The following is a 23,781-nucleotide window of genomic DNA, read 5'->3' as shown; positions in this document are numbered from 1 at the left end:
CATACACGCAGAAGGATATCCGGCTGCCGAAATGAAACACGGACCAATTGCTTTGATTGATGAAAACATGCCGGTTATTGTAATTGCACCACAACAAAATCATTACGATAAGGTTGTGAGTAACATTCAGGAGATTAAAGCACGCAGCGGAAAAATCATTGCATTGGTATCAAAAGGAGACGAACAAGTGAAAAATCTTGCCGATCATATCATCGAAATGCCAAATTCAACCGAAGCGTTAACATCTATCATTGCCACTATACCTTTACAGTTATTATCTTACCACGTAGCTGTTTTAAGAGGCACCAACGTAGATCAACCAAGGAATCTGGCAAAATCGGTTACAGTAGAGTAATTTAAAAATGACGAGCGCAAACAGGGTTCGTCATTTTTTATAGAAGATATTAATTAAGGCTGTTTATTACAATAAAAACATTAGTGTAAATTTCATACGTTTCATAATGAATATTTAATAAATCTTATATTATTCATTTATCTTGCTTGAAAATTAGGGATGTTCTGTTTGGTTTTTTCATCATCATTTACCAATTAAAACAACTGAGTGTAAAACATTCAGCATCTGTATAAATTTATGCGTTATCATAATAAATCATTATTTAAATATTTTGCTTACCTGTGTATCCGTGGTAAAAGAACAGCGCCAAGCAAAATAAATGCCTTAAAGAAACTGTCACTCTGAGCTTCACTCACACCCGAGTTTGCGAACTGACATTCCCCCGTATAACCATTTACCTCTTTAACTAATATAACAGAAAAAAACACCAAGCACCAAGCCACCCAACACTACCCCGCATTACCAAACTGTAAATTTTTCCCCAAATATTTGTTTTATAATTCAAAACGAGTACCTTTACTGCTCATTTTAACAAAACATGTTAGACCTGTTAATTACATCTAAAACACGCATTAAACTCTTGGTGAAGTTCTTTGTAACTTCAGCCAATTCAGGGCACTTACGTGGTTTGGCGACGGAGTTTAACGAATCAACCAATGCCATCCGTAAGGAGTTGAACCATCTCTCCGATGCGGGTTATCTGGAGAAAAAAGAGGTGAGCAATAAAATTGCCTATGCAGCCAATGAACAGCATCCAATGTTTAAATTATTACAGCAGGTAGTTCATAAATATTTGGGATTGGATACTATAGTGGAACAGATTCTGGAACGTATGGGTGATGTTACACAGATTGAATTGGTAGGTGATTACGCAAAGGGAATTGACAGCGGAGTCATTGAAATAAACATTACAGGCAATACCATTAACACAGATTATACAAAAAGCATCATTCCTAAAATAGAAGAAATTGTAAGCCGTAAGGTTCAGTTTCATTATGATCAGGAGTTATCAGATGATGGAATTGTGCTGTTTGGAGGGTAAGATGTTAGTCATTGAGCCTCGTTTGCTGAACCAATCGGAGTATCGAAGTGAACATTACATAAAAAAAAATCAGTGAAAGAAGATTTTATAGCATTTAGTGAAAAAATAGAGAAAATAAAGTCATTGGATATTATTTCTTTTAAAAAACTATATAGTAAAAAATTAAGTATATTTTTATCAACAGATTCCGAAATAGTAAGTGAAGATCTTGTCAAAATGAAATTAAGCTTTGATAGATTATTTTTAAGATAGAGAAGATTTATAAATTAAAAATATAAAAAGTTCAAGCGATTGGGATAACTGAGTTTAAAACTCTTTAATCATATAACAACAACATAAAATGAAAGGATTAATCTTAGCCGGTGGGTCTGGCACCCGTTTACATCCCTTAACACTTGCTGTAAGCAAGCAGTTAATGCCGGTTTATGATAAACCCATGATTTATTACCCATTGTCAACTTTAATGTTGGCGGGTATCAATGAAATTCTCATTATTTCTACCCCTCACGACCTACCACATTTTAGAAAGTTGTTAGGCGACGGTTCTCAAATTGGTTGCCGTTTTGAGTATGCTGAACAACCAGAACCAAATGGTTTAGCACAGGCATTTGTCATTGGGGAAGAATTTATTGGTAACGATAAGGTAGCATTGGTATTAGGTGATAATATCTTTTACGGAAGTGGGATGAGCAAATTGTTGCAGAATTGTACAAAAGAAGAGGGAGGTGTGGTATTTGCTTATCCTGTGCACGATCCGGAGCGTTATGGAGTGGTAGAATTTGATGCAAATAACAACGTGTTATCTATCGAAGAAAAACCTACACACCCAAAATCTCATTATGCTGTTCCAGGCTTGTATTTCTATGATAATTCGGTAGTGGAAATTGCAAAAAATATTGCACCATCAGCACGTGGCGAATATGAGATAACTGATGTTAATAAAGAATACTTAAAACAAGGTAAACTTCGTGTTGGCGTTTTTGACCGTGGTACCGCTTGGCTAGATACTGGCACATTTGCATCTTTAATGCAGGCGGGACAGTTTGTTCAAGTAATTGAAGAACGCCAAGGAATGAAAATCGGTGCCATTGAAGAAGTTGCTTACCGTATGGGTTACATTAATAAAGAACAGTTAATAAAAGCTGCTGAACCACTTAAAAAAAGTGGGTATGGTGAGTATTTATTAAATATAAAATAATAATTTAAGTTTATTATATAGTTAAATGAAAAAAATAGCAGTTATAGGTCAGGGGTACGTTGGATTACCATTAGCAATTGAGTTTTCTCAACATTTCCCTGTTTTAGGTTTTGATATTAATAAGGAAAGAGTTGAAGAGTTAAATTCAGGTAAAGACAGAACTTTGGAAGCCGATCTTGAAAAATTAAATTTGGGAATCGAAACAGCAAAAGCGACCGATTTTTTTAAAGGTTATAAGGCTTCGTTTAGTTTAGAAGATTTAGCTCAAGCGCAAATATATATTGTAACGGTACCTACTCCTATAGACAGGTTTAATGCACCTGATTTAACTCCGTTAATAAAAGCTTCCGAAATGATTGGCAAAGTACTTAAAAAAGGAGATATTGTTATATATGAATCAACCGTGTATCCAGGTTGTACTGAAGATGATTGTGTGCCGCTTCTTGAAAAAAACTCTAATTTAATTTTTAATACAGACTTCTATGTTGGCTATTCTCCTGAGCGTATTGTTCCCGGAGATAAAGTAAATACATTAACAAGTATTAAAAAAGTAACTTCCGGTTCAACAGAAGAGATCGCTGAAGAGATCGATCAGCTCTATAAAACTATTATTACTGCTGGTACACACAAAGCACCAAATATTAAAGTGGCAGAAGCATCAAAAGCAATTGAAAATGCTCAGCGTGACGTTAACATATCATTTGTTAACGAGTTAGCTTTAATTTTTGATAGGGTAGGCATTGATACAAATGATGTTTTAGATGCTGCCGGTACAAAATTTAATTTCTTAAAATACAAGCCGGGATTAGTTGGTGGCCATTGTATTTCTGTGGATCCATATTATTTGGCACATAAAGCAACGCAGTTGGGATACCATCCAAATGTAATTCTTTCAGGACGACGTGTAAATGATTCAGTTGCAGAATTTATAGCTTCAAAGGTTGTTAAGCTAATGATAAAAAAGCAAAAAACAATTTGTAACTCCAATGCTTTAGTTTTGGGTATCACTTTTAAAGAAAACTGTCCCGATGTTCGTAATACAAAAGTGGTAGATGTTTACAATGAATTAAAGCAGTACGGATTAGATGTAGATGTTTATGATCCGTGGGCAGATAAAGAAGAAGTAATGCATGAATATGGCGTTTCAGTATTAAATGAAATACCAGTAAAACGTTATGACGCAGTTGTTTTAGCTGTAGCTCATAATGAATTTCTGGAGATGAATATAGCTGATTTGAAGAATAATCAGGCAGTTGTTTTTGATATAAAGGCTTGTTTGGATAGAAATTTGGTAGACGCAAGATTATAATGAAGTATGATGTTATCATTGTAGGTGCAGGTCTTGTTGGTCTTGCAACGGGCTATCATACTATTAAGAAGAACCCTTCTTCTAAAGTGCTAATTTTAGAAAAGGAGAATGACGTTGCTAAACATCAGTCTGGTAATAATTCAGGTGTCATACATAGTGGTATATACTATAAGCCAGGAAGTCTAAAGGCAAAGAATTGTATTGAAGGTTATAATTCAATAATAAATTTTGCAAAAGAATATGGCATAAATTACGATTTGTGTGGTAAAATTATTGTAGCAACCTCCAATGAAGAGCTTACTTCATTAGACAATATTTACAGACGAGGTGAAGAAAATGGTTTAAAAGATTTAAAATTTTTATCTCGCGAAGAATTTAAAGAATATGAGCCTCACTGTGAAGGAGTAAAGGCAATCAGAGTTCCACAAACAGGAATAATAGATTACCCGGGAATAGCTAAAAAGCTAAAGGAGCTTTTTGAAGAATTAGGTGGAGAAGTAAAATTCAATCAAAAAGTTAAGAATATATTCGAAAAGAAAGATGAAATTACCGTCATTACAAATAATTACGAGATTCAATCTCACAAATTAATATCTTGTGCGGGTCTTTATTCAGATAAAGTAACCAAGATGACAAATAGCGAAAACGATGTAGCTATAATTCCATTTCGTGGCGAATACTATAAATTAAAAGAAGAAAAAAAACATTTGGTCAAGCATTTAATCTATCCTGTTCCCGACCCGAATTTCCCTTTTTTAGGAGTTCACTTTACAAGAATGATAGACGGAGCTGTTGAAGCAGGTCCTAATGCGGTGTTGGCATTTAAAAAAGAAGGTTACAAGTTTACCGATTTCAGTTTTAATGAAACTATGCAGACGCTTACATGGCCTGGTTTTCGGAAAATTGTGGCTAAATATGGTAAAACAGGTTTGGGTGAAATTCATCGTTCACTATCAAAATCAGCATTTACTGCAGCTCTTCAAAAGTTGATACCTGAAATTCAGAAGAGTGATTTAGTTTCTGGAGGAGCAGGTGTAAGGGCTCAAGCTTGTGACAAAGAAGGAAATCTGTTAGATGATTTCGATATTGTAAACAAAGGCAATATTATACATGTAAGAAACGCTCCTTCTCCTGCAGCAACATCTTGTCTATCAATAGGCGATAAAATAAGTGATTTAATACAACTGTAAAATTTATTTGAAGCATGAATATTCAAATGGTTGACCTTAAAGGTCAGTATGATAAAATTAAAGAAGCTGTTAATACTGAAATCCAAAAGTGTTTAGATAATACAGCATATATAAATGGGCCTGCAGTAAAAGAATTTCAACTAGAGTTTGAAAAATATCTTAATGTAAAACATGTAATACCATGTGCAAATGGTACAGATGCTTTGCAAATTGCTATGATGGCTTTAGATTTAAAACCAGGTGATGAAGTGATTTGTCCTGCCTTTACTTATGTTGCTACAGCCGAAGTTATAGGACTTTTAGGGCTAAAACCGGTAATGGTTGATGTTGATCCAAACACATTTAACATAGAAATTAACGGCTTAGAGAAATACATTACTAGTAAAACAAAAGCAATCGTACCTGTTCACTTGTACGGACAAAGTGCCGACATGGAAAAAATAATGGAATTTGCAGCTAAACATTCTTTATTTGTAATTGAGGACAATGCGCAGGCCATTGGTTCTAATTACACTTTCTCTGACGGAACTGTAAAGAAAACAGGGACTATCGGGCACATTGGTTGTACTTCCTTTTTTCCATCTAAAAATTTAGGTTGCTACGGTGACGGAGGAGCTATAATGACCAATGATGATCAATTGGCTGCGAAAATCAGAATGATCGCCAATCACGGTCAGGAAAAAAAATACTATCATAAAGTTTTAGGTTGTAATTCCCGTTTAGATACTTTGCAAGCAGCTGTATTAAATGTGAAATTGCAGTATCTTGACAGTTATTCGGAAGCAAGAAATAAAATGGCAGCTTATTATGATAATCATTTAAATGTAATTGAAGGATTGGAAATTCCTGCAAGATCTGATAATTCTACACACGTTTTTCATCAGTATACATTAAAAGTAAAAAATGGTAAAAGAGATGTGCTTCAAAAATATTTAAGCGAGAAAAATATTCCGAGCATGATTTACTATCCTTTACCATTGTATAAGCAGGAAGCTTTTGAACAATATGTATCAAGTGATTTTTCGTTACCTGTGACAGAAATGCTTTGTGAAGAGGTTCTTTCTTTACCAATACATACAGAATTTAATCAGGAAGTTTCTGATTTTGTAATTTCTGAAATTAATAACTTCTTTAAATCTTAAAGTTTATGTCAGAATACTTTGCACACGAAACAGCCATTGTTGATGAAGGTTGTGAAATAGGAAAAGGAACAAAGATTTGGCACTTTTCCCATATTATGCCAGGTTGCGTTTTAGGAGAAAACTGTAATATTGGACAGAACGTTGTTGTTTCTCCAAAAGTGATTTTAGGAAGAAACGTAAAAGTTCAGAATAATGTTTCTATCTACGAAGGAGTTACTTGTGATGATGATGTTTTTTTGGGTCCTTCAATGGTTTTTACCAATGTAATAAATCCACGAAGTGCTGTCAACAGAAAAAACGAATATTTAAAAACACACGTTGGCAAAGGAGCTTCTATAGGTGCTAATGCAACTATTGTGTGTGGTCATAATATTGGGCAGTTTGCTTTTATCGGTGCAGGAGCTGTGGTTACAAAAGAAGTACCGGATTATGCATTGGTAGTGGGAAATCCTGCAAGACATTTGGGATGGATGAGTGAATTTGGACAGCGTTTGGAATTTGATGAGCAGGGAACTGCTACGTGTTCAGAAAGCAAAGAAAAATACAAATTAGAAAATAATCAGGTAACTAAAATATAAATCATACTTGTAATGAGTGGAAAAATAAAATTTGCAGTTGTTGGCTGCGGGCACATCGGGAAGCGACATGCTGAAATGATCTCAAGAAATGTCGAGGCAGAATTAGTTGCTCTTATTGATGTAAAAGATAAATCTGTTTTAGGCATTGAAAGTTTTGATGCTCCTGTTTTTAATACTTTAGATGCATTTTTGCAGTCTGGAATTGAAGCAGATGTTATTAATATTGCTTCACCAAATGGTTTTCACGCAGAACAGGGAATGAAAGTTTTAGAGTCTGGAAGACATTTGGTGATAGAAAAACCGATGTCACTGACAAGACGGGATTCCGAAGCATTAATATTTAAAGGTTTACAAAAGCATAAGCAGGTATTCTGTGTTATGCAGAATAGATACTCTCCACCATCTGTGTGGTTAAAAAATTTATTAGAATCAGGTAAATTGGGAGACATTTACATGGTACAGATCAATTGCTACTGGAATCGTGACAATCGTTATTACAAACCAGAATCTTGGCATGGTAAAAAAGATTTGGACGGAGGTACATTATTTACCCAATTTTCCCATTTTATAGATTTAATGTATTGGTATTTTGGTGATATTACCAATATACAGGCAAAATTTGCTGATTTTAATCATGCAGATTTAACAGATTTTGAAGATTCAGGTTTTGTTTCGTTTGATTTTATAAACGGTGGTATGGGTTCTTTAAATTATTCAACATCTGTATGGAACACTAACTTGGAAAGTAGCATTACTGTTATTGCAGAAAACGGATCTTTAAAAGTAGGTGGTCAATACATGAACGAAGTAGAATATTGCCACATTAAAGACTATCAAATGCCAGAATTAGCGCCTACAAATCCAGGAAATGATTATGGTGCATACAAAGGTTCTGCAGCAAACCACCATTACATTATAGAAAATGTAATTGATGTTTTAAAAGGCAGAAATACTATTACGACCAACGCTTTAGAAGGGTTAAAAGTTGTGGATATTATTGAGAGAATCTACAATCATAAAAATTGATAGAATAAATAATTTGAAAAATAAAATAAAAAAAATATTTAGTAATCAATTTGTTAGAAATGTTTCTACACTTGCTGCGGGGTCTATTATTAGTCAGGCGGTCGTTGTAGGGACATCTCCTATTTTGTCTAGATTATTTACTGCGGAATCATTTGGAATGCTTTCAATTTTTACGAGTATTACAGTTTTTTTTGCTGTAGTTTCAACAGGTAGATATGAGCTAGCTATTGGATTACCAAGAGATGAAAAAAAAGCATACAGTTTGCTAAAACTTATTTTAGTAATTGGCCTTATTATTTCTTCTTCATATTTTATAGTAATATTTTGCTTAAAAAATATTTTTCTGATTAATGATTCAATGGGCTTCTTAAATAACAGTACCGCATATTTAGCTCCATTTTATATTTTTTTAATAGCATTTTATTCAGGACTTGGTTACATACTTCAGCGACAAAAAAAATATAAAATTATAACAATTGCAAATGCTGTACAAGTTATATCAGCGTCTTTAGGTAGTATTGCTTTTGGTTTTTTGAATATAAAGCAGGGGCTCATTTATTCTTTAATTTTGGGTATGTTTTTTGCTATCATTTTCGTTTTAAAACATACGCCAGAAGTTCTTAAAGGTGGCTTTGACTTTAAAGAAATTAAACAAAATGCAATAGATTATATTGATTTTCCTCGCTACATGATATTCTCAGATCTATCTCTAACTGCATCACAACAGTTTATACCTATTTTATTTTCAACACTTTTTAGTGCTAGTATTGTAGGATTTTATTCTATGGCAAATAGAATGATTAGATTACCAAATATTGTAATAACTTCAGCAGTTGGTAACGTTTTTAGAAATGATGCTATCGAAGAGATACGTTTAAAAGGAAACTGCAGAACTTTATATTTGAGTACATTACGTAAGTTGATTTTTATTTCAATTCCTATATATAGTTTAGTTTTTTTATTCTCCCCACTACTTTTTACATTCTTTTTAGGAATTCAATGGAAAGAGTCAGGTATTTACGCAAGAATATTATCTATTATGCTCATGTTTGAATTTGTTTCCACACCGCTTAGTACAATATTTTACATTCAAAATAAGCAGAAATTATTTGCAAAAATACAATTTATAAATGCATTTTTTGGTGCAGTTTGTATTTTTTTAGGCAATATTCTAATGAATTCACCAATAGGTAGTCTTTGTTTTTATGTCGCTAATTCTGTAATTTTTAATCTTGTCTTAATTTACTATTCCTATAAATTTTCATACGATGATTAGTAGTATTTATAATTCATTTTTTTTTAAGATTTTTATAGCTTTTATTTTTACATATTTATTTTATTCGGGTTATATTGAATTTTTGAATTTTTATTATGAATACATGGGATTTACAATAATTAGTAATCGTTTAGATGATACTACATTTAAATTCCTAATGTTCGCAATTTGTATAATTCCATCTTTTTTTTATAAAGGGGTTAAGTACATTTCTAGTTTTATTTCAATTTTTATATATTATATTTTATATATTCCTGTTATTATCACCTTCTACTTTTCAAGTAAAGAAAGTTTGTCAAATATAATTTATATTCAATTTTCCTTTTTAGTAGGAATGTGTCTGTTTTTTCTAGCAGATAGATTTCCAATTGGAAAAATATTAGTATTACCTAGTAATATAAATATAATGAAAATAATATTAATTTTTACTTGGATAGGAACATTATACATAGCATTTGTTTATAGAGATAGTTTAAATTTTGTTTCTTATGAAGATGTTTATATCCAGCGTTCTGCTACTGAAGCATTAGGTAGAGATGTTTTTACATCTTATTTCGGAGCATGGTTAGCTAATGTATTGATTCCATTTAGTGTAACATATGGGTTGTTTTCTAATAAAAAGATATATTTTATTTCAGGTACAGTAGCAAGTGTAATTATTTACATGTCTACTGCCGATAAGGCTATTTTTCTTTTTCCTTTAATAATATTTGTGATATTTAAATTTCTTAAAAATAAAAATCTAAAAAATTCATTATCCTCGATAGGTATAGGTCTCAATATTATAATGTCAATAACATTAATATCTGGGTTCACTGTTTTTTCTGCACTTTTTTGGATGCGAACTCTGGGAAATGGTGGACTTTTAACAACATTATATCATGAATTTTTTAGTACTCATCCAAATACTTTTTTTTCACATATAAATGTTGTCAATGCTATTACTCAATCTTATCCTTACGAAAATAAATCATTGGGTCAAGTAGTTGGAAATACTTACTTTTCGGATTTAACTAACGCAAATGCAAACTTTTGGGCGACGGATGGTATAGCAAGCTTAGGAGAAAATGGAATAATTTTTTCTTCAATAATTCTGTTTTTAATATTAATCCTTTTTAATAGAATTACTGCACATTATAATAAAATTTTTGTAATATGCGTTTTGATACCTTTTTTAAGCACCTTGCTCAATCAATCATTATTTTCCTCACTACTAACAGGTGGTGGGTTTTGGATAATTTTTATACTTTCTTTTAAAAATATGTTAACTAATTCTTTTATTAATGAAAATAATAACAATACTGGGAGCAAGACCTCAATTTATTAAAGCAGCAGTACTTAGTAATGAAATAGCTAAGTATAATGATGTTGAAGAAATAATAATTCACACAGGTCAGCATTATGATAAGAACATGTCTGATATTTTTTTTAATGACATGAAAATACCTAAACCAAAGCATAATTTGGAAATCAAAAGTAATTATCATGGTGAAATGACGGGTATGATGATGCGTGAAATAGAAAAAGTTGTTCTTTTAGAAAAACCTGACTGGATATTAGTTTATGGAGATACAAATTCAACGCTTGCAGGAGCACTGGTTGCCTCGAAATTGCATATCAAATTGGCGCATGTAGAGGCAGGATTGAGATCTTTTAATATGAAAATGCCAGAGGAAGTTAATAGAATTTTAACGGATAGAATTTCAGATGTTTTATTTTGTCCATCAAATGCTGCAGTTAAAAATCTTGAAATTGAAGGTTATCTCTCAATGGATAAAAAAGTTGAAGTGGTAGGTGACATAATGTTTGATTCGGCACTTTATTATTCTAAATTTCCTTCTAAAAAAATTGAGTCTGTACCTGAGAAGTACATTTTGTCAACTATTCACAGAGCTGAAAATACAATACCTGAGAAATTGGAGATTATATTCGATAGTTTGAATAATTTAGGAGGATCAGATACAAAGGTTGTTTTGCCAATACATCCAAGAACAAAGAATATTTTGGCAACAACTGACGTGAATTTCAGTGAAAAATATTCAAATATTGTTTTCATTGAGCCTCAAGGATATTTGGAAATGCTTGAATTAATTAAAAATGCAGTATCAGTCATTACTGATAGTGGTGGTCTACAAAAGGAAGCTTATTTTTTCCAGAAGTTATGTCTAACTCTTAGAGATCAAACAGAATGGATAGAATTAGTCGAAAATGGCTATAATATCCTTTCCCCTATAAATGAAGAAGCTATAATAGAAAATTATAAAAAATTAATGAGCTTTGAAGGATTCTTTAGTAAAGATATTTATGGTGATGGCAATACAGCTAGTAAAATTGTGAAAATATTAAAAAAAGAATTATAATGAGATTTGTTCACGTAGAAGATTTTGTACACCCAAATGCAGGATATCAGTTAAACCTTCTTGGAAGATTGCAGGTCAAACAAGGTCACGAAGTTATAATTGTAACTTCCGAACTTGATAATGTTCCAGATTTTTTGGTAAGTTTTTTTGGTAAGGATAATATTCTTGAAAAAGATGAAAAATATTTTAAAGAAACTGGGGTGAAAATTTTAAGATATCCAACTTATACATGGTATAGTAGTAGAGCTATTTTTAAAACAGGTTTGCATAAATTCATCAAAAGTCTTAATCCAGATGTATTATTCATTCATGGTGAAGATACACTAACGGGTATGAAATTATTAATGTCATACAAAAGTATGAATATGCCATTTGTACTTGATTGTCACATGTTGGAAATGGCTTCTAAAAACAAATTTAGTAATTATTTTAGAAAATTCTTTAGAAAGTTTATTACTCCAATCATTCTTAAAAATGAAATTCCTTTGATTAGAGTTGTTGATTCAGATTTTGTTGAGAAACATTTTGCGATACCTTTGGAAAAAACCCATTTGTTATCTTTTGGAACAGATACAGATTATTTTAAGGCTAATATTGAGCATAAGCATAATTACAGAAAAGAGTTAGGTTTTAGCGATGATGAATTCATTGTACTATATGCTGGAAAATTAGATATTCATAAAGGGGGCACCTTTCTAGCTAAAGCAATTGAGAAGAAATTTGATTTACCATTAAATACAAAATTAAGATTTGTAATTGTTAGTACCACATCAGATAATGAATATGGGCGTGAAGTTGATACTATCCTTAGCAAATCTGAAAATTTAATCAGTCGTTTTCCAACTCAAACATATTCTGACTTAGAAAAGTTCTACAAATTAGCTGATATTGCTGTGTTTCCCAGACAATGCAGTATGAGTTATTTTGAAGTACAATCATGTTCATTACCTGTTATTCTTGAAGAAAATGAAATAAATGTAGAAAGGGCGTCTCATAAAAAAGGATTAATTTTTAAGGATAGTAACATTGAAGACTTTCGATCAAAAATTATCGAATTTGTAACAATGAATCCTGATGAATTTGAATTGTATAGATTAAATGCAAGGGAAAATATTTTGAAAAACTATGACTACATACCAATTGCACAAAAATTCACGAATGTTATGATTGAAGAGTATAAACGTTTTTATTCTAAATAATTAAAATGAATTTAAAAATCCTGCAAATAAGTAGTGAATTGAATGTCGGTTCTGTAGGACGGATTTCAGAACAAATAGGTGATTTGATTATAACAGAAGGATGGGAAAGTTATATAGCTTATGGCAGAGAAGCAAGAGAGAGTAAATCAAAATCTTATCGCATTGGTAATAAAAAAGATTTAATAGTCCATGGTATTTACACAAGGCTTACTGATAAGCATGGTTTTGCCTCAAAGGATGCAACTAAAAGTTTAATTGAGTATGTTGACAGTGTAAATCCAGATATTATTCATCTTCATCATTTACATGGCTATTATATAAATATCGAAATATTATTTAATTATTTAAAAAATCGAAATAAGCCCATTGTTTGGACATTTCATGATTGCTGGTCTTTTACTGGTCACTGTGCACATTATGATTTTGTAGGATGTGAAAAATGGAAATCGCATTGTAATAAGTGCCCCCAATTAAATGAATACCCTCAAAGTTTTGTAGATAATTCATTTCAAAATTTTAAAGTAAAAAGAGAGTTGTTTACAGGCGTTAAAAATATACATATTGTTGCTGTTTCTCACTGGATTAAAAGTCAGGTTGAACAATCTTTTCTATCTCATCTTCCTTGTGATGTAATTCAAAATGGAGTTGATACTACGATATTCAAACCTAAAGAACTAAATAATTTTAGAATAAAATATAATTTAGAAAATAAAAAAATAATTCTTGGGGTAGCTAGTCCTTGGACAGAAAAGAAAGGTCTTCAGATTTTTTGTAATATTAGTAATCAATTAGGAGAAAATGAGAAAGTAGTATTAGTTGGTTTATCTGCTAAACAGATAAGTAATTTACCTAAAAATATTTTAGGAATTGAAAGAACAACTAATTTAAACGAATTAGTGGAATTATATTCAACTGCTGATGTTTTTGTAAACCCAACATTTGAAGATTCTTTTCCAACAACTAATTTGGAAGCTATGGCCTGTGGTACGCCAGTTATAACTTTTAAGACAGGTGGAAGTGTAGAACCAATTAGTGATACTACCGGTTTAATTGTTGCTAAAGGAGATGAAATATCTTTAGTTAATGCAATAAAAACTGTATTGGATAATGGGAAAGAAAAATATTCAGAAAATTGTATTAGGAGAATTGATGAAAATTTTAATAAAAATAACTGTTTTGACAGATATATTTCCTTATATAAGCAAATTAGCGAAATAAAGATAAAAGGTTAATTTCTATTAACGTAATTTCGTAATATTACGTTATTTTGAAGAAAGGTTTTATTTTTGTAATGTAATCCAATATAAATATAGATAATTTTAAGATTCAATTAAATGAAACAAGATACAAATATTCAAGTATGTGTAAACTGTGTTATGGATAGCACAGATCCCACAATAATCTTTGATGATAAAGGTATGTGTGATTATTGTCATAACTATTATGATAATATACTTCCTAATTGGCATACCGATGAGAGAGGTCGTGCAGAAATTATGAAAGTTGTTAATAAAATTAAAGAAGAAGGTAAAAATAAAGATTACGACTGTATGATCGGTATTAGTGGCGGATTAGACAGTAGTTATTTAGCCCACGTTGCCGTAAAAGAATTTGGATTAAGACCTTTGTTTTTCCATGTTGATGCAGGATGGAATTCAGATATTTCTACAAGCAATATCCAAAAATTAATGGACGGCTTGGGAGTAGATTTGTATACAGAAGTTGTAAACTGGGAAGAAATGAAAGATTTACAAAGATCTTTCATAAAGTCACAGGTTCCAGATATTGATACCCCACAGGATTTAGTTTTCTTCTCATCATTGTATAATTATGCAGCAAAGCATGGTCATAAATACATTATTACAGGTGGTAATTATTCTACTGAATGTGTTCGTGAACCTTTAGCATGGGGAGCTTACTATCAAACAGATATGAAATATGTAAACGATATTCACAATAAATTTGGTGAAAGAAAATTTGAAACTTTTCCACGATGTGATATCTTTAAATACAAAATTCAATATAGACTACTTAATGGAGTAAGAGTTGTTAAACCTTTAGATTCAATACCCTTTATAAAGAAAGAGGCTGAGCAATTGTTAAAAGATTTGTATGGTTGGCAAGGATATCAACATAAACATCACGAGTCAAGGTTTACAAGATTCTATGAATCATTTTGGTTACCAAGAAAATTTGGCTATGACAAAAGAAAAAATCACTTATCTAGTTTAATTCTTACAGGACAGGCGGATCGCGATCAAGTTTTAGACAGAATATCACGTCCTGAACTTCCTGAAGATGAATTAATGAAAGAATTTGAATATGTTGCTAAAAAATTAGATTTTACAACAGAAGAATTATGGTCATACTTCAATGGTCCAAATAAAACATTCGAAGATTATAAAAACAATCACAAACTAATACAGTTAGGCACAAAGGTAATGCAATTGTTAGGTTTGGAGAAAAGAGCATTCAAATAATGGTTGGTATTATTAACTATGGAGTGGGAAATATAAGTGCATTTAAAAATATTTACAGGCAACTTAATATTCCTATTAAAGTGGTAAGTTCAGAAAGTGAACTTACAGATGTAACTAAATTAATTTTGCCAGGTGTAGGACATTTTGATTATGCAATGACACGTTTCCAAGATTCTGGAATGGTAGAAAAAGTAAATCAAATGGTCATCAATGAAAAGGTGCCAGTTGTAGGGATATGTGTGGGAATGCAAATGATGGCAAATAGAAGCGATGAAGGAATATTGTCAGGTTTAGGCTGGATTGATGCAGAAGTTAAAAAATTTGATTCTAACCTTATGTTAGGTCAAGCAAAGTTACCATTACCACATATGGGCTGGAATGATGTTGCAGCATTAAAAAATTCTCCTATTCTTTCCGGCTTAGAGAGTAATGCTCAATTTTATTTCTTACACTCATACTATTTTGTTTGTCATAACCAAGAGAATGCAATAGCAACCACTAATTATGGTAATAGTTTTACTTGTGCGGCAAACAATCAAAATATTTATGGTATTCAGTTTCATCCAGAAAAGAGCCATAAATATGGAATTCAATTATTGAAAAATTTCGCTGAACTATGTTAAGACCTCGTATAATTGCAAGTCTTTTAATTAAAGACAACGGATTAGTTAAAACAACCAAGTTTAAAGAACCACGCTATTTAGGCGATCCTATGAATGCTGTAAGGATTTTTAATGAAAAAGAAGTTGATGAATTGGCTGTTTTTGATATTTCTGCTACAGTTAACGGTAAAGGTCCAAACTTAAAACTTATTGAAAATCTAGCAGAGGAATGTAGAATGCCTTTATGTTATGGCGGAGGAATTACGAAAGTTGAAGAAGCACAAAAAATTTTTTCTTTAGGTGTTGAAAAAATTGCATTAAGTTCAGTCGCTTTTACTAATCCTAAACTTATAACAGATTTAGCAGATAAAGTAGGTGCACAGTCTGTAGTTATAGTTTTAGACGTAAAGAAGAAACTTTTCGGTGGATATGATGTATACACTCATAATGGTAAAAAAAGTATTGGGAAGAACCCTTTTGAATTAATAACCCATTTTCAAGAATTGGGTGCAGGCGAAATTGTTATTAATAACATTGATGAAGATGGTATGATGAAAGGATATGATTTATCATTAGTAGAAAAGGCACGTAAAGCTACTACACTACCTTTAACTGTATTGGGAGGTGTTGGGAATTTGGATGACATTGGCAAATTGGTTGAACAATTTGGTATTATTGGTGCAGCAGCCGGAAGTTTATTTGTTTACAAAGGTAAATTAAAAGGGGTATTAATTAATTACCCAAATTTTGATGAAAAAAAACAACTTTTGCAGAAATACTATAATTTGTCTTAGATGTGTGGAATTGCTGGAATAATCAATAAAGATAGTAAAATTGAAATACAGATTTCTGCACTAAAAAAGATGGCAGACAAGATCAAGCATCGTGGACCAGATGCCGAAGGCTTTCATATTGATCAAAATGTAGGTTTAGCACACAGAAGACTTTCTATTATTGATGTTAGTTCAGCAGCCGATCAACCCTTTTACTTTGAAGAAAAGTATATTTTAATCTTTAACGGAGCAATATATAATCATATTGAAATTCGTGAAGAATTGATAAAATTAGGTTATAAATTCAAAATGCAGTCAGATACAGAGGTGTTAATTGCATCTTACGATTGTTGGGGCGAAGATTGTGTAAATAAATTCAATGGAATGTGGGCATTTGCTATTTTAGATAAAGTAAAAAATATAGTGTTTTGCTCCAGAGACCGTTTTGGCATAAAGCCATTTTATTATTATTCAGATGAAAAAAAATTTATATTCTCATCTGAAATTAAACCTATTTTAGAAATACAGCCCATTAACAAAGTTAATACTAAAGTTCTATTACAATACTTAATTATTAATATTTCAGATATTTCAGAAGAAACCTTTTTTGAGAAAATTTTAAAGCTTCCTGGATCACACAATTTAATCTATGATTTGAAAATGGGTGAGTATTCAATTTATAGATATTATGATTTAAAATTTAAAAAAGAAATAAGCATATTAAATTTAGATGATTCAATAAAACTATTCCATAATGAATTTGAAAAATCTATAAAATTAAGACTTCGTTCCGATGTTAAAATAGCTTCTGCTTTAAGCGGTGGATTAGATAGTTCTTATATGGTAGCAATGGCAAAAAAAAATATAGAAAATGTGGATGGTAAAGATACTTTCACAGCCATTACCGTTGGGTCCTTAAATAAAGAAGAAGATGAATCATCTGCGGCAAAAATAATTGCCAGTACACTTGGTGTAAACCATGATATCGTAATTCCATCAATTGAAGAGTTTAAAGATTCACTAGACGATGTTATTTATTCTATTGAAGAACCTTTCGGGGGTCCATCAATATACATGCAAAAATTTTTAATGAAAGAAGCAAGATCTCTAGGAACAAAAGTTTTGTTAGATGGTCAGGGCGCAGATGAAATTTTATTAGGATATAGTCGGTATGCAGCTACTTATTTACGCAGGAATGGATTAATGAAAAAAATTAAATTTTTGCGTAATGTTAAAAGTCATTATGATATTTCAGCAATAGAAGCAATTAAAATTTATTTTTATTATTCTACGTTTATCATACGTAAAATTTTTCTTCTTAATCGAGCTAAATTTCTTAAGAAGATTTATAAAGATAAATTAGATTTCTCCAAAATAAAAGATTTAACACAATCATATAAAAACACCTTTGAACTTCATAAAAATGAGATATTTTGGTGTCAGCTTCCAGAGCTTCTTAAATGGGAAGATAAAAACGCTATGCAGCATGGGATAGAGTCAAGGTTACCATTTTTAGATTATAACTTTGTAGAAACATGTTTGTCAATAAACAACAATTTCAAAATACAAGATGGTTGGTCAAAATATTTATTAAGAAGGAATTTGGAAAATTATTTACCCAACAGCATTACTTACAATAGAAGAAAAATAGGATTTAATGCGCCTATACAAGAGTGGTGGCCTGAATCAATGGAAATTATAAATACAATTAATAAGTCAACGATTATTAGAAAATTGGTAAAAAAAGATTTTAAGATAATAAAAGATAGAGATTTAGAGTGGAGATTGTATAATATTGCCGTATGGGAAAAAATGTATAATATGAAAATTGAAGATTAGTTATGAAAATTCAAAATAAAACCCTTTTAATCACTGGCGGTACAGGTTCATTCGGAACAGCAGTATTAAACCGTTTTTTACAAACAGACCATTTCAAAGAAATCCGCATTTTTTCTCGTGACGAGAAAAAGCAGGACGACATGAGAAACTTGTATAAAAACGATAAAATAAAATATTATATTGGTGATGTGCGTGACTTTTCAAGTGTAGAACCAGCAACTAGAGGAGTAGATTATATTTTTCATGCTGCTGCTTTAAAGCAAGTACCATCTTGTGAATTTTTCCCAATGCAGGCGGTAAAAACAAATGTAGAAGGAACACAAAACGTCATTCGTGCAGCAGCAGCAAATAAAGTACAAAAAGTAATTTGTTTGTCAACCGACAAAGCTGCTTATCCAATCAATGCTATGGGAATTTCAAAAGCCATGATGGAAAAAGTAGCGGTTGCAGAATCAAGAAATCTTACAGATACTGTAGTTTGTCTTACTCGCTACGGAAATGTAATGGCATCTCGTGGATCAGTGATTCCATTGTTTTTAAATCAAATTCAAAAGGGAGAACCAATTACAATAACCGATCCAAATATGTCACGCTTTTTTATGTCGTTGGAAGACGCTGTAGATTTGGTTTTGTTTGCTTTTGAACATGCAAACCCTGGAGATTTATTTGTAAACAAAGCACCAGCAGGAAGCATTGGCGATTTGGCGAAAGCGTTAATCGAATTAACAGGTAAAGAAGTTCCTGTAAAGGTAATCGGAACACGTCACGGCGAGAAATTATACGAAACTCTTTGTACTCGTGAGGAAATGGCGAAGGCTGAAGATATGGGGGATTTTTACCGTGTACCTGCAGACAACCGTGATTTGAACTACGCTCAATATTTTTCTGAAGGAGAAGAAGAGATTGCAGTAATTGAAGACTATCATTCGCATAATACAGAGCAGCAAGGTGTTGAAGGTTTAAAGAATTTAATTTCAACATTACCTTTAATCCGCAAAGAAGTTTTTGGAGAAGACGTAATGCAATATCCTTATTAATCTAGTAAAAGGCAAAGGTCAAAAGTAAAAAGGTCAAATTAAAGAGATTAATGCTGTTAGAAGGAAAGAAACATCAGGACGAGAGAGGTATAATTACATTCAATAATGAATTTGATGCGTCTCAAGTTAAAAGAATATATACCATTGAAAATTTATCAAACAATTTTATTCGTGGTTGGCAGGGACATAAAGTCGAGCAGCGGTGGTTCGCTTGTATGCAAGGAAGTTTTGAGATTTCTGTTATTGAGGTTGATGATTTTGAAAACCCTTCAAAAGATTTAACAATTCAGAAATATCTTCTAAAGAATGATGTTTTAACTTACCTGCATATTCCATCAGGCTGTATTACAGCGATTCAAGCAAAAGAAGAGGATAGTAAATTACTTGTTTTAGCTGATTTCAACTTGGGTGAAATTAATGATGAATACAGATTCTCAATAGATTATTTTAAAAAAGCTTTATGAAAAAAATAGGTATTACAGGTCAAGACGGTTTCGTTGGGAAGCATTTATATAATACGTTGGGGTTAAATCCGGATCTTTATGAACGTATTGAATTTAATATAGAATACTTTCAGAACGAAGAGTTAATGAATGATTTTGTGTCAAAATGTGATGTGATTGTCCATTTGGCTGCAATGAATCGTCATCCAGATCCTGAAGTTATTTACAATACCAACATTGAGTTGGTAAATAAATTGATTAAGTCTTTAGATAACACAAACTCTAAAGCGCATGTTTTGTTTTCTTCTTCTTCACAAGAAGAAAGAGATAATCTATATGGAAAATCTAAAAAAGAGGGAAGAGAATTACTAATTAATTGGGCAGAAAAATCGGCCGGAAAATTTACTGGATTGATCATTCCAAATGTTTTCGGATCATTCGGACAACCAAATTATAACTCTTTCATAGCAACTTTTTGCCATAAATTAACACATGGAGAAGTTCCTCATATAGACAACGATGGAGAAGTAAATTTAATTTATGTAGGTGAATTGGTTCAGGAAATAATAGATCAAATTCAGTCTGAAGCAAGTAATTATTTTTACGAGATACCATTTACTGCAACCAAGAAAGTATCAGAAGTATTGTCATTGCTGAATGATTACAAATCGAAATATTTCGACGGCGGAGAAATTCCGGTTATCACTAATACATTTGAACATAATTTGTTTAATACCTATAGATCATATATCGATTATAAAACGCATTTCCCTGTAAAATTCACTCAGCATACAGATCCTCGTGGAGCTTTTGTAGAGGTAATTCGTCTGGGAATTGGCGGTCAATGTTCATTCTCAACAACCGTTCCGGGAATTACAAGAGGAAATCATTATCATTCAAGAAAGATAGAAAGATTTGCAGTGATTAAAGGAAAAGCTTTAATTCAGTTAAGAAAAATTGATACAGACGAAGTATTGGATTTTTATTTAGATGGAACGGAACCAGCTTATGTAGATATGCCGATTTGGTATACACACAATATAAAAAATATAGGTGAAGAAGAATTATATACCATTTTCTGGATCAACGAAGCTTTTAATCCTGAAAATGCTGACACTTATTTCTTGGAGGTATAAAAAAGAAGTCAAAAGGTAAAAAGTCAAAAGGAAAAGTCAAGATTCGAAAGTAAAAAGGATAAAGTTATGAAAGAAAATAGTTTATTGGGTAGAACTTTTGATTTTAGTGTGAATATTGTTTTATTTCTTAGAACTTTGCCTTCTAACGAGGAACTGAAGATTATTAAATACCGATTGATTAAATCGGCAACTTCGGTGGGTGCTAATTACGAAGAGTCTCAAGGTGCTTCTTCTAAAGCAGACTTTAATAATAAAATTAGAATTGTGCTTCGAGAAGCCAGAGAATCAAATTATTGGTTACGTTTAATTGCAGCTGTCGGTTATGATTCAGAAAATTTAAATAAATTAATACAAGAGAGTAAAGAGTTAAAAAATATATTTGGTGCAATTTTGTTGAAAGTTAAGCAGTAAATTATTTTACTTTAAACCTTTGCCCTAAAACTTTAAACCTTTGCGCGATAAAATTAAGACATGAAAAAACTAAAAGTCATGACGGTTGTAGGAACCCGTCCAGAAATTATAAGATTATCAAGAGTTTTAGATGCTTTAGATGCTTCTGAAGCAGTAGAACATATCATTGTTCATACCGGGCAAAATTATGATTACGAGTTAAACCAAATATTTTTTGAGGATTTAGGACTTCGTAAACCAGATTATTTCTTGGAAGCTGCAGGAAAAACAGCTACAGAAACAGTAGGAAATATTTTAATAAAAATAGATCCTTTGTTGGAAGAATTAAAACCTGATGCTTTTTTGGTTTTAGGTGATACGAATTCATGTCTATGTGCCATTCCTGCAAAGAAAAGACATATTCCTATTTTCCATATGGAAGCTGGTAACAGATGTTTCGATCAGCGTGTTCCAGAAGAAACCAACCGTAAAATTGTAGATCATACTTCAGATATTAATCTGACTTATTCAGATATTGCAAGAGAATATTTGTTGCGAGAAGGACTTCCTGCTGATAGAATCATTAAAACAGGTTCGCCAATGTTTGAAGTTTTGAATCATTATTTACCTCAAATTGAAGCTTCTGATGTTTTAAGTAAATTGAATTTAGAAGAAGGTGAATTCTTTGTTGTTTCATCGCACAGAGAAGAAAATATTAATTCTGAAAAGAATTTCAGAGGTTTAATGGCTTCTTTGAATGCAATTGCAGAAAAGTACCAATATCCAATCATTGTATCAACACATCCTCGTACAAAAAACATGATCGATAAAATGCAGATTGAGATGCGTCCGGAAATTCAATTTTTAAAACCATTAGGTTTTCATGATTACAATGCATTGCAAAAAAGATCGTATGCGGTTTTATCAGATTCAGGTACAATTTCAGAAGAATCTTCGATACTAAATTTTAGAGCATTAAATATTCGCCAAGCTCATGAAAGACCAGAAGCAATGGAAGAAGCATCTGTAATGATGGTTGGTTTGTCTCCTGAACGCATTTTGCAAGGTTTAACTCAAGTTTTACAACAAAATGTGGGTACAGAAAGAAATTTTAGACCGGTGGCAGATTATTCTATGCCAAATGTTTCACAAAAAGTAGTAAGAATTATTATTTCTTACACAGATTATATTAAAAGGACTGTTTGGTCGGAAGACATTTAGTAAAGATGAAAAACCTATATATTTTATCTGAACTATTTTATCCAAATAAAACTTCTACTGCATATATTATGACAGAGATTGCGAATTATTTGGTAAACTCATATAGAGTTTCAGTAATTACAACTAACATAAGATATGATGGCAATATAACTGAAAATGTAGAAAAATTAGAGTATAATGTTATTAGAAAAAAAGTTGGCAATGTTGATAAAAATAGTTTTTTTAGTAGAATTAAAGGAGCAGTCGGCAGTAGCTTTTTATTAGCATTTGAATTACTAAAAAATGTTAAAAAGGGAGAAAAAGTTTTAGTAGTAACAAACCCTTTTTTAATAATTTTTTTTATAGCCGTAATACGAGTATTTAAAAAATTTGAATATAATTTATTGGTTCATGATGTATTTCCAGAAAACACAATTCCTGCAGGTCTTAAGAGTGAAAAGAGTATTAGTTACAAATTAATCAAGTTAGTTTTTGATTGGTCTTACCGAAAAGCAGATAAATTGATTGTTTTAGGTGAAGATATGAAGCAATTACTAGTACAAAAGGGAGTATCAGATTCTTCTATTAACATAATCCCTAATTGGTATGATGAGGATTTAATTTCACCTGACTTTAATCGATCGGACTATTTAGGTATACCAAATTTAGATAAAAAAGTTGTTATTGGATTTGCAGGAAATATTGGGAGGGTTCAAGGATTAGATGATTTTTTGGAGTCTTTCACTAAGGTTAGTGATAATAAATTAGTTTTTGTTGCAGTAGGTGACGGCGCAATGATGAAATTTTTAAAAGAAAAATACGGTGATAAGGACAATATATATTTTCTTGGTAATAAACCTCGAAATGAACAATCATATTTTTTAAATGCATTCGACATTTCATTAGTAACGCTAGCCAAAGGAATGTATGGTTTAGGTGTACCATCAAAAAGTTACAATATATTAAAATCTGGAAAACCAATATTATATATTGGTGATTCAAGTTCAGAGATAGATTTAATGATTAGAGAGAATAATTGTGGATGGTCCTTTAATTGGGAAGAAAAAGCTCAACTTACAACTTTTTTGACTAATATAAAGTCGTCTGATATAAATGAATTTAGAATTAAAAATCAAGAGTTAGCTATAAACAAGTTCAACTCATCCATAATAAAAAATCAATTTTTTACCGTTATAAATAAATAAT

The 23,781-nt window shown here is 31.4% G+C and carries 24 protein-coding genes; all 24 read left to right on the top strand.

Annotation, left to right across the window (positions count from 1 at the left end):
- A partial coding sequence (locus F0460_RS08785) for an SIS domain-containing protein (protein ID WP_150012326.1) occupies positions 1–355 on the top strand: 355 nt, incomplete at its 5' end.
- A gap of 538 nt (positions 356–893) precedes the next feature.
- Positions 894–1,397: an ArsR family transcriptional regulator gene (locus tag F0460_RS08780; protein ID WP_150012324.1), complete on the top strand. Its 504-nt coding sequence runs from the start codon at positions 894–896 to the stop codon at positions 1,395–1,397.
- Positions 1,398–1,469: 72 nt separating this feature from the next.
- Positions 1,470–1,649: a hypothetical protein gene (locus F0460_RS08775; protein WP_150012322.1), complete on the top strand. Its 180-nt coding sequence runs from the start codon at positions 1,470–1,472 to the stop codon at positions 1,647–1,649.
- Between the two features lie 88 nt (positions 1,650–1,737).
- Positions 1,738–2,595, top strand: coding sequence for a glucose-1-phosphate thymidylyltransferase RfbA (gene rfbA / locus F0460_RS08770; protein WP_150012320.1), 858 nt, complete (start codon positions 1,738–1,740; stop codon positions 2,593–2,595).
- A gap of 25 nt (positions 2,596–2,620) precedes the next feature.
- On the top strand, positions 2,621–3,904 hold the full coding sequence (locus F0460_RS08765) for a nucleotide sugar dehydrogenase (protein ID WP_150012318.1): 1,284 nt from the start codon (positions 2,621–2,623) through the stop codon (positions 3,902–3,904).
- Positions 3,904–5,094, top strand: coding sequence for an L-2-hydroxyglutarate oxidase (lhgO, locus tag F0460_RS08760; protein WP_150012316.1), 1,191 nt, complete (start codon positions 3,904–3,906; stop codon positions 5,092–5,094). The genes F0460_RS08765 and lhgO overlap by 1 nt, the downstream gene beginning before the upstream one ends.
- Positions 5,095–5,108: 14 nt before the next feature.
- The gene (locus F0460_RS08755) at positions 5,109–6,236 is read left to right on the top strand and encodes a DegT/DnrJ/EryC1/StrS family aminotransferase (protein WP_150012314.1); all 1,128 of its coding nucleotides are present in this window, start codon (positions 5,109–5,111) and stop codon (positions 6,234–6,236) included.
- A 5-nt stretch (positions 6,237–6,241) separates the two neighbouring features.
- Positions 6,242–6,814, top strand: coding sequence for an acyltransferase (locus tag F0460_RS08750; protein WP_150012312.1), 573 nt, complete (start codon positions 6,242–6,244; stop codon positions 6,812–6,814).
- Between the two features lie 12 nt (positions 6,815–6,826).
- Entirely contained in the window at positions 6,827–7,840 is a 1,014-nt protein-coding gene (locus F0460_RS08745; RefSeq protein WP_150012310.1) for a Gfo/Idh/MocA family protein, read from the top strand.
- Positions 7,812–9,116: an oligosaccharide flippase family protein gene (locus tag F0460_RS08740; protein WP_190304126.1), complete on the top strand. Its 1,305-nt coding sequence runs from the start codon at positions 7,812–7,814 to the stop codon at positions 9,114–9,116. Before F0460_RS08745 ends, F0460_RS08740 begins: the two co-directional genes overlap by 29 nt.
- A gap of 406 nt (positions 9,117–9,522) precedes the next feature.
- Positions 9,523–10,443, top strand: a complete 921-nt coding sequence (locus tag F0460_RS08735) for a hypothetical protein (protein ID WP_150012306.1) — start codon at positions 9,523–9,525, stop codon at positions 10,441–10,443.
- The gene (gene wecB, locus F0460_RS08730) at positions 10,400–11,476 is read left to right on the top strand and encodes a non-hydrolyzing UDP-N-acetylglucosamine 2-epimerase (protein ID WP_150012304.1); all 1,077 of its coding nucleotides are present in this window, start codon (positions 10,400–10,402) and stop codon (positions 11,474–11,476) included. Before F0460_RS08735 ends, wecB (F0460_RS08730) begins: the two co-directional genes overlap by 44 nt.
- Positions 11,476–12,675, top strand: a complete 1,200-nt coding sequence (locus F0460_RS08725) for a glycosyltransferase family 4 protein (RefSeq protein ID WP_150012302.1) — start codon at positions 11,476–11,478, stop codon at positions 12,673–12,675. The genes wecB (F0460_RS08730) and F0460_RS08725 overlap by 1 nt, the downstream gene beginning before the upstream one ends.
- Before the next feature lie 5 nt (positions 12,676–12,680).
- Positions 12,681–13,907: a glycosyltransferase gene (locus F0460_RS08720; RefSeq protein WP_150012300.1), complete on the top strand. Its 1,227-nt coding sequence runs from the start codon at positions 12,681–12,683 to the stop codon at positions 13,905–13,907.
- Positions 13,908–14,009: 102 nt separating this feature from the next.
- Entirely contained in the window at positions 14,010–15,155 is a 1,146-nt protein-coding gene (locus tag F0460_RS08715; RefSeq protein ID WP_150012298.1) for an N-acetyl sugar amidotransferase, read from the top strand.
- Complete coding sequence (hisH, locus tag F0460_RS08710; RefSeq protein ID WP_150012296.1) at positions 15,155–15,778, top strand: imidazole glycerol phosphate synthase subunit HisH; 624 nt, start codon at positions 15,155–15,157, stop codon at positions 15,776–15,778. The genes F0460_RS08715 and hisH overlap by 1 nt, the downstream gene beginning before the upstream one ends.
- The gene (locus F0460_RS08705) at positions 15,772–16,551 is read left to right on the top strand and encodes an AglZ/HisF2 family acetamidino modification protein (protein ID WP_150012294.1); all 780 of its coding nucleotides are present in this window, start codon (positions 15,772–15,774) and stop codon (positions 16,549–16,551) included. Before hisH ends, F0460_RS08705 begins: the two co-directional genes overlap by 7 nt.
- Positions 16,552–18,369 (top strand): asparagine synthase (glutamine-hydrolyzing), encoded by a 1,818-nt coding sequence (gene asnB, locus F0460_RS08700; protein WP_150012292.1) that lies wholly within the window; start codon positions 16,552–16,554, stop codon positions 18,367–18,369.
- Between the two features lie 2 nt (positions 18,370–18,371).
- Positions 18,372–19,406 (top strand): polysaccharide biosynthesis protein, encoded by a 1,035-nt coding sequence (locus F0460_RS08695; protein WP_150012290.1) that lies wholly within the window; start codon positions 18,372–18,374, stop codon positions 19,404–19,406.
- A 50-nt stretch (positions 19,407–19,456) separates the two neighbouring features.
- Entirely contained in the window at positions 19,457–19,870 is a 414-nt protein-coding gene (locus F0460_RS08690; RefSeq protein WP_150012288.1) for a WxcM-like domain-containing protein, read from the top strand.
- The gene (locus F0460_RS08685; RefSeq protein WP_150012286.1) at positions 19,867–20,985 is read left to right on the top strand and encodes a polysaccharide biosynthesis C-terminal domain-containing protein; all 1,119 of its coding nucleotides are present in this window, start codon (positions 19,867–19,869) and stop codon (positions 20,983–20,985) included. The genes F0460_RS08690 and F0460_RS08685 overlap by 4 nt, the downstream gene beginning before the upstream one ends.
- Before the next feature lie 66 nt (positions 20,986–21,051).
- Positions 21,052–21,396, top strand: coding sequence for a four helix bundle protein (locus tag F0460_RS08680; protein ID WP_150012284.1), 345 nt, complete (start codon positions 21,052–21,054; stop codon positions 21,394–21,396).
- Between the two features lie 60 nt (positions 21,397–21,456).
- A complete protein-coding gene (gene wecB / locus F0460_RS08675; RefSeq protein WP_150012282.1) occupies positions 21,457–22,596 on the top strand; it encodes a non-hydrolyzing UDP-N-acetylglucosamine 2-epimerase in 1,140 nt (379 codons plus the stop codon).
- Between the two features lie 5 nt (positions 22,597–22,601).
- On the top strand, positions 22,602–23,780 hold the full coding sequence (locus tag F0460_RS08670) for a glycosyltransferase family 4 protein (RefSeq protein WP_150012280.1): 1,179 nt from the start codon (positions 22,602–22,604) through the stop codon (positions 23,778–23,780).
- Position 23,781 lies beyond the last annotated feature (1 nt).

The organism is Paenimyroides baculatum (genome assembly GCF_008629655.1).
GTDB classification, from domain to species: Bacteria; Bacteroidota; Bacteroidia; order Flavobacteriales; family Flavobacteriaceae; genus Flavobacterium; species Flavobacterium baculatum.
This window is presented reverse-complemented; position numbering and strand designations above follow the sequence as displayed.

Excerpts from the sequence above, each read along its gene's own strand:
- F0460_RS08715 (WP_150012298.1), top strand. The coding sequence starts at position 14,010 with ATGAAACAAGATACAAATATTCAAGTATGTGTAAACTGTGTTATGGAT.
- F0460_RS08765 (WP_150012318.1), top strand. The coding sequence starts at position 2,621 with ATGAAAAAAATAGCAGTTATAGGTCAGGGGTACGTTGGATTACCATTA.
- lhgO (WP_150012316.1), top strand. The coding sequence starts at position 3,904 with ATGAAGTATGATGTTATCATTGTAGGTGCAGGTCTTGTTGGTCTTGCA.
- wecB (WP_150012304.1), top strand. The coding sequence starts at position 10,400 with ATGAAAATAATAACAATACTGGGAGCAAGACCTCAATTTATTAAAGCA.
- asnB (WP_150012292.1), top strand. The coding sequence starts at position 16,552 with ATGTGTGGAATTGCTGGAATAATCAATAAAGATAGTAAAATTGAAATA.
- F0460_RS08745 (WP_150012310.1), top strand. The coding sequence starts at position 6,827 with ATGAGTGGAAAAATAAAATTTGCAGTTGTTGGCTGCGGGCACATCGGG.
- F0460_RS08705 (WP_150012294.1), top strand. The coding sequence starts at position 15,772 with ATGTTAAGACCTCGTATAATTGCAAGTCTTTTAATTAAAGACAACGGA.
- F0460_RS08755 (WP_150012314.1), top strand. The coding sequence starts at position 5,109 with ATGAATATTCAAATGGTTGACCTTAAAGGTCAGTATGATAAAATTAAA.
- wecB (WP_150012282.1), top strand. The coding sequence starts at position 21,457 with ATGAAAAAACTAAAAGTCATGACGGTTGTAGGAACCCGTCCAGAAATT.
- F0460_RS08695 (WP_150012290.1), top strand. The coding sequence starts at position 18,372 with ATGAAAATTCAAAATAAAACCCTTTTAATCACTGGCGGTACAGGTTCA.
- rfbA (WP_150012320.1), top strand. The coding sequence starts at position 1,738 with ATGAAAGGATTAATCTTAGCCGGTGGGTCTGGCACCCGTTTACATCCC.
- hisH (WP_150012296.1), top strand. The coding sequence starts at position 15,155 with ATGGTTGGTATTATTAACTATGGAGTGGGAAATATAAGTGCATTTAAA.
- F0460_RS08680 (WP_150012284.1), top strand. The coding sequence starts at position 21,052 with ATGAAAGAAAATAGTTTATTGGGTAGAACTTTTGATTTTAGTGTGAAT.
- F0460_RS08725 (WP_150012302.1), top strand. The coding sequence starts at position 11,476 with ATGAGATTTGTTCACGTAGAAGATTTTGTACACCCAAATGCAGGATAT.
- F0460_RS08750 (WP_150012312.1), top strand. The coding sequence starts at position 6,242 with ATGTCAGAATACTTTGCACACGAAACAGCCATTGTTGATGAAGGTTGT.
- F0460_RS08780 (WP_150012324.1), top strand. The coding sequence starts at position 894 with ATGTTAGACCTGTTAATTACATCTAAAACACGCATTAAACTCTTGGTG.
- F0460_RS08670 (WP_150012280.1), top strand. The coding sequence starts at position 22,602 with ATGAAAAACCTATATATTTTATCTGAACTATTTTATCCAAATAAAACT.
- F0460_RS08720 (WP_150012300.1), top strand. The coding sequence starts at position 12,681 with ATGAATTTAAAAATCCTGCAAATAAGTAGTGAATTGAATGTCGGTTCT.
- F0460_RS08735 (WP_150012306.1), top strand. The coding sequence starts at position 9,523 with ATGAAAATAATATTAATTTTTACTTGGATAGGAACATTATACATAGCA.
- F0460_RS08690 (WP_150012288.1), top strand. The coding sequence starts at position 19,457 with ATGCTGTTAGAAGGAAAGAAACATCAGGACGAGAGAGGTATAATTACA.
- F0460_RS08685 (WP_150012286.1), top strand. The coding sequence starts at position 19,867 with ATGAAAAAAATAGGTATTACAGGTCAAGACGGTTTCGTTGGGAAGCAT.